This is a genomic window from Cellulomonas humilata (assembly GCF_013359775.1).
GTDB classification, from domain to species: Bacteria; Actinomycetota; Actinomycetes; order Actinomycetales; family Cellulomonadaceae; genus Cellulomonas; species Cellulomonas humilata.
In genome coordinates this window covers 1-5,018 of sequence record NZ_JABMCI010000027.1, presented here as the reverse complement: position 1 = coordinate 5,018, position 5,018 = coordinate 1, and the positions used below count along the sequence as shown (strand labels likewise).

5 protein-coding genes are annotated in these 5,018 nt (G+C 71.5%); 1 reads left to right on the top strand and 4 read right to left on the bottom strand.

The features are described 5' to 3' along the window. The 4 genes from HP550_RS00155 to HP550_RS00140 form a co-directional block, all read right to left on the bottom strand. Positions 1 to 891 (bottom strand): 4Fe-4S binding protein (locus tag HP550_RS00155; RefSeq protein WP_175345576.1); only part of this gene is annotated, 891 nt, incomplete at its 3' end. Between the two features lie 20 nt (positions 892 to 911). Next, positions 912 to 1,325 (bottom strand): hypothetical protein, encoded by a 414-nt coding sequence (locus HP550_RS00150; protein ID WP_175345575.1) that lies wholly within the window; start codon positions 1,323 to 1,325, stop codon positions 912 to 914. A gap of 142 nt (positions 1,326 to 1,467) precedes the next feature. Next, positions 1,468 to 2,586, bottom strand: coding sequence for a sensor histidine kinase (locus tag HP550_RS00145; RefSeq protein WP_175345574.1), 1,119 nt, complete (start codon positions 2,584 to 2,586; stop codon positions 1,468 to 1,470). Then, entirely contained in the window at positions 2,583 to 3,299 is a 717-nt protein-coding gene (locus HP550_RS00140) for a response regulator transcription factor (protein WP_175345573.1), read from the bottom strand. The genes HP550_RS00145 and HP550_RS00140 overlap by 4 nt, the downstream gene beginning before the upstream one ends. 180 nt (positions 3,300 to 3,479) lie before the next feature. Between HP550_RS00140 and HP550_RS00135 the strand changes: the two genes are divergently transcribed. Then, positions 3,480 to 5,018: heavy metal translocating P-type ATPase (locus HP550_RS00135; protein ID WP_175345572.1), on the top strand; the 1,539-nt coding region annotated here is incomplete at its 3' end.

The window sequence follows — 5,018 nt, the reverse complement described above, 5'->3', positions numbered from 1 at the left end:
GTTCTGGATCAGGACGATGCCCATGATCGCCATGGCGAGCATCGACTGCTCGATCTTGGGCTTGGTGATGAACCACAGCTCGCTGGTGGGCTTGCGCAGCCGCACCTGGATCGCGTCGTTGGGGCAGGACTTGATGCAGTTGGCGCACAGGTTGCAGTTCGCCGAGTCCTCCATCGTGCGGGGGAACGTGAACAGCGGGCACCCCGCGACCTTGTCGTTGCCGTTGTAGCAGACGGCTTTGGCCGTGCAGGTCTTGCAGATCCCGGAGTCGGCACGCAGCTCGACCATGCCGGTGCGGGCGTAGTTGCCCGACAGGCCGCCGAGGAAGCACAGGTACCGGCAGAACGTGCGTCGCTGGAAGAGTGCACCGGAGGCGATCACGGCGGTCGTGAGCAGCAGGAGGAGGACTCCGGATCCCCACGGTGACTCCACGACGCCCCAGACGTGGTCGGCCCACGTGATCGCCAGGAACGACGCGTCGATGATCCAAATGCCGTTGTTCTTCAGGAAGTTGGGGACAGGCCGGTTGACCCCGACCCACTTCTGCGCGAAGTCGGAGATGGCGCCGAACGGGCAGACGGCGCACCAGAAGCGGCCCAGCAGGACGAACACGATCGGGATGACCGGCCACCACAGCACCCACATCAGCGCGGTGCCGGCGTTCTCGTGGGCCACGTCGGGGCCGACCAGGAGCTGATAGGCGACCAGTCCGAAGACCGCCGCGACGGGGATCTGGAAGATCTTGGGGTACCAGCCGGACCGCAGGGAGCGGGCGACCCACGGGATCGTCATCAGGTTGCGGCCCACCGGCGGCGGGGTCAGGTCCGGGCCCGGCGAGACGTCCGGGTCGACTGCGGCGACCGGGGCCGGCGGCGGAGTGAGCGTGGTCATCGGGGTGTCCTTCGCGAGGGTCAGGCAGCGGTCGGGGTGGCGGCCGGGCGGGGCCGGTGGCGGGGGCGATCGCGGTCCCGGCGGCGGAGCACCGCAGCGGTGACCAGCACGGCTGCGTTCAGGCCGACGAAGGTCGACAGGACGGCCGCTCGGGGGCGGTCGGAGGTGGGCGTCGCGTCGGCGTTCCCGCCGGTGCTCCCACCGTGCTCGTCGTGCCCGGCAGCCGGCTCGTCCGGCTCGGTATCGGCCTCGCCGTGGTCCATCCCTTCCATGTCGCTCATGTCGTGAGCGGGCGCGGAGGGGTCAGCCGGCTCGGCGCCCGCGCTGATCAGCGTCGCTGTGCTCGGCGGCGTCGCGAAGGCGAGAGCGGGGTAGCCGATCAGCGACGTGGCGAGTGCCACGACGGCGGGCAGGCGGACAAAGGCGGGGTGCATGCGAGCTCCTCGAGAACGGTTCCGTCAGAACTCTCGACCGGCCGAGGGCCGCGCACCTGGGACCTGTGGGTCCGGGACCCGAACCTCCATCGAAACTTCATGGCCTGCCCAGCCCGGCGTCGGGTGCCCGGGGGCTGGTCGTTCAGGCCGGCTGACCGGGTGCGGGCACGAGGTCGATGTCGAACCGCGATCCACAGCCCGCTCCGGCGCTGTGGGCCGTGACGGTGCCACCGTGGGCGACGACGATCGCGCGCACGATCGCCAGCCCGATCCCGGAGCCGCCGCTGTCGCGGTCCCGCGCCGTGTCGACGCGGTAGAAGCGCTCGAAGACGAGGCCGAGGTGCTCGGGGTCGATGCCTTCTCCGGTGTCGGCGACCGTCAGGCGGACGAGACCCGCCTCGGTCAGGTGGGCGCCGAGGCGCACCGATCCGCCGCGCGGCGTGTGCCGAACGGCGTTGTCGAGCAGGTTGCCCAGCACCTGGCTCATCCGATCCGCATCGACGACGACGGCCGGCACACCTGGGTCCACGTCGAACGTCAGCTCGACACCGGCGGAGGCGTAGCTGCTGCGGGCAGCGGCGAGTGCCGCGGACAGGAGCTCGTGCGGTGAGGCGGGCGCGAGGACCAGGCTGCGGGTGCCCTGTTCCGCCCGGGTGACGGCCGCGAGGTCGGCGGCGAGGCGTGCCAGCCGGGCGCCCTGGTCGCGCAGCACGCTCACGGTCTGCGGTGTCAGGGTGGTCACCCCGTCCTCGAGCCCTTCCAGGTAGGCGCCGATGACTGCGACCGGGGTGCGGACCTCGTGGGCCACATCGGCGAGCAGACGCTGCCGCAGGGCGTCGCCGGCCTCGAGCTGGCGCGCCATGTCGTTGAAGGCGTCGGCGAGCTGGTCGAACTCGGCACCCAGCGCCGGGCGGTCCACGCGCGAGTCGAGATGTCCGGCCGCGATGCTGGTCGCGGCGGAGGTCAGGGTGCCGAGCGAGGAGGCGATGCGCCGGGTCAGGAAGACGCTCACGGCGAGGGATGCGACCACGGAGGCGGCCAGGCCGATGGCCAGGGCCAGCGCGCTGGACGACTGGAACGCCTCCTCGGCGTGCTGCACGACGCCGGGGCCCGCGCCCATGCCGGCCTCGCCCATGTGCTGGTGGAAGACCACGGGTCCGACCGCTCCGGCGACGATCCACGCGGTGACCCCGCCGGCCAGGACGACGACGGTCATCGCCGCCAGCAGCCTGCCGGCCAGTCCCCATCCTGGCGGCCTCATCCGCCGGTGCCGATGCGGTAGCCGACACCCCGGACGGTGCGGATGTACCGCTGCGCGTCGGCCGTGTCGCCGAGCTTCTGGCGCACGTGCAGCACGTGGACGTCGACCAGGTGCTCGTCGCCCACCCAGTTCTCGCCCCACACCGCTTCGATCAGGACGCGGCGGCTGAACACGAGCTGCGGGGACAGTGCCAGCGCCGCGAGCACGTCGAACTCCGTCCGGGTGAGCGGCACGGGCTCGCCCTCCAGGAGGACCTCCCGGGCAGGCAGATCGATCGAGAGGGAGCCGATGCGCAGCGCGTCGCGCGGTGGCTCGATGCCCTGAGGGGCGTGTCTCGGTCTGCGGAGCAGAGCGGCGATGCGTGCCTGCAGCTCGCGAGGGCTGAACGGCTTGGTCATGTAGTCGTCGGCACCCACCGACAGGCCGATCAGGGTGTCGACCTCCTCGCTCCGGGCGGTGAGCATCACCACGTAGCAGTCGGAGAACGTGCGCAGCCGGCGACAGACCTCGACACCGTCGAGGCCGGGGAGTCCCAGGTCCAGCACGACGACGTCCGGGTCGACCGATCGCGCCGCGGTGAGGCCCGCGGGGCCGTCGTGGGCGAGGTGCACCTCGAACCCGTCCCGTTCGAGGTAGCCGGCGACGAGGGTGGCCAAGGCCTTCTCGTCGTCGATGACGAGGGCCCGCCGGGGCGACGGCGTCTGCGGGGACATGTCACACAGTGTCTCCGGTCGATCCCCTCGGGCCGCGGGACCACGACCGCTCGGGCCACGGCTTCATCGAGTCTTCATGGTCGGCCGGGAAGTTCCCAGCAGGGACGCGCGTTATGCCACCAGTAAGATACCCCCATGGGGTATACGACGAAGGCGGTTCGAGGAGACAGAGGAGCGGTCATGAAGGTCGAGACGACAGTCCTGGACGTGGAGGGCCTGCACCGGGCGACCTCCGAGCCGATCGCGGAGCACGCGCTCGCTCAACACCCCGGGCACCACGGCGGCCTCGGTGCGACCGCTCCGATGTCGGCCCAGGACGCGATGGGCCACGGCGGTCACCACGGCAGCGGCTCGATGGCGGACATGGTCCGCGACATGCGCAACCGCTTCCTGGTCGCGCTGCTGCTGTCGATCCCGATCCTGCTGTGGTCGCCCATCGGCCGCGAGCTGCTCGGGTTCTCGGCAGGCACCCCGTTCGGTCTGCGCGACGACGTGTTCAGCCTGCTGCTCTCGCTGCCGGTGATCTTCTACTCGGCGTGGATCTTCTTCGACGGCGCCTACCGGGCGCTGCGGGCGCGGACGCTCGACATGATGGTCCTGGTCGCGGTCGGCGTCGGCACCGGGTGGCTCTACAGCCTGGGGATCACCCTGACCGGCGGCGGTGAGGTCTTCTACGAGGCCGCCACCGTCCTGACGACGTTCGTCCTGCTGGGCCACTGGGTCGAGATGCGAGCCCGGGGCGGCGCGAACGACGCCGTCCGGACACTGCTCGAGCTGGCCCCCGACACGGCGGTCGTCCTGCGGGACGGCGTCGAGGTCGAGGTCCCCACGGGGGACGTCCTCGTCGGCGACCTGCTGCTGGTGCGGCCCGGCGCGAAGATCCCCGTCGACGCGGTCGTCGAGGCGGGCGAGTCCGAGGTCGACGAGTCGATGGTCACCGGCGAGAGCCTGCCGGTGCCCAAGGCGCCGGGCTCGGAGGTCATCGGTGCATCGATCAACACCACAGGGACGCTGCGGGTGCGGGCGGCCAAGGTCGGCTCGGACACCGCCCTGGCTCAGATCGTCGCCATGGTCCAGGAGGCGCAGAACTCCAAGGCGCCCGGCCAACGGCTGGCCGACCGCGCGGCGTTCTGGCTCGTGCTCGTGGCCCTCGTCGGCGGGACCGTCACGTTCCTCGCCTGGACCCTCGCCGGGGCCAGCGTGCCGACCGCGATGCTGTTCGCCATCACCGTGGTCGTGATCACCTGCCCCGACGCCCTCGGCCTTGCCACCCCGACCGCCATCATGGTCGGCACCGGCCTGGGTGCCCGCCGCGGCGTCCTGTTCAAGAACGCCACCGCGCTGGAGACCTCGGCACGCATCGACACCGTGGTGATGGACAAGACCGGCACCCTGACCAAGGGCGAGCCCGAGGTCACGGACCTGATCGTCGACCACCTTCCCGAGCTGGAGGTCCTCGCGCTGGCGGCCGCCGTGGAACGCGAGTCGGAGCACCCCCTGGCGCGCGCCGTCGTCGCGCACGCCGCACGGCTCGACGCTGCCGTGCTCTCCGCCGACGACTTCCGGAACGTTCCTGGCCACGGCGCCGGCGCCACGGTGAACGGTCACCGGGTGCTCGTCGGCAACCAGCGCCTGATGTCCGCCGAGGGTGTCCCGCTCGGCGATCTGTCCGCCACGCGTGACGCGCTCGCGCAGTCGGGCAGGACCGCCGTGCTCGTC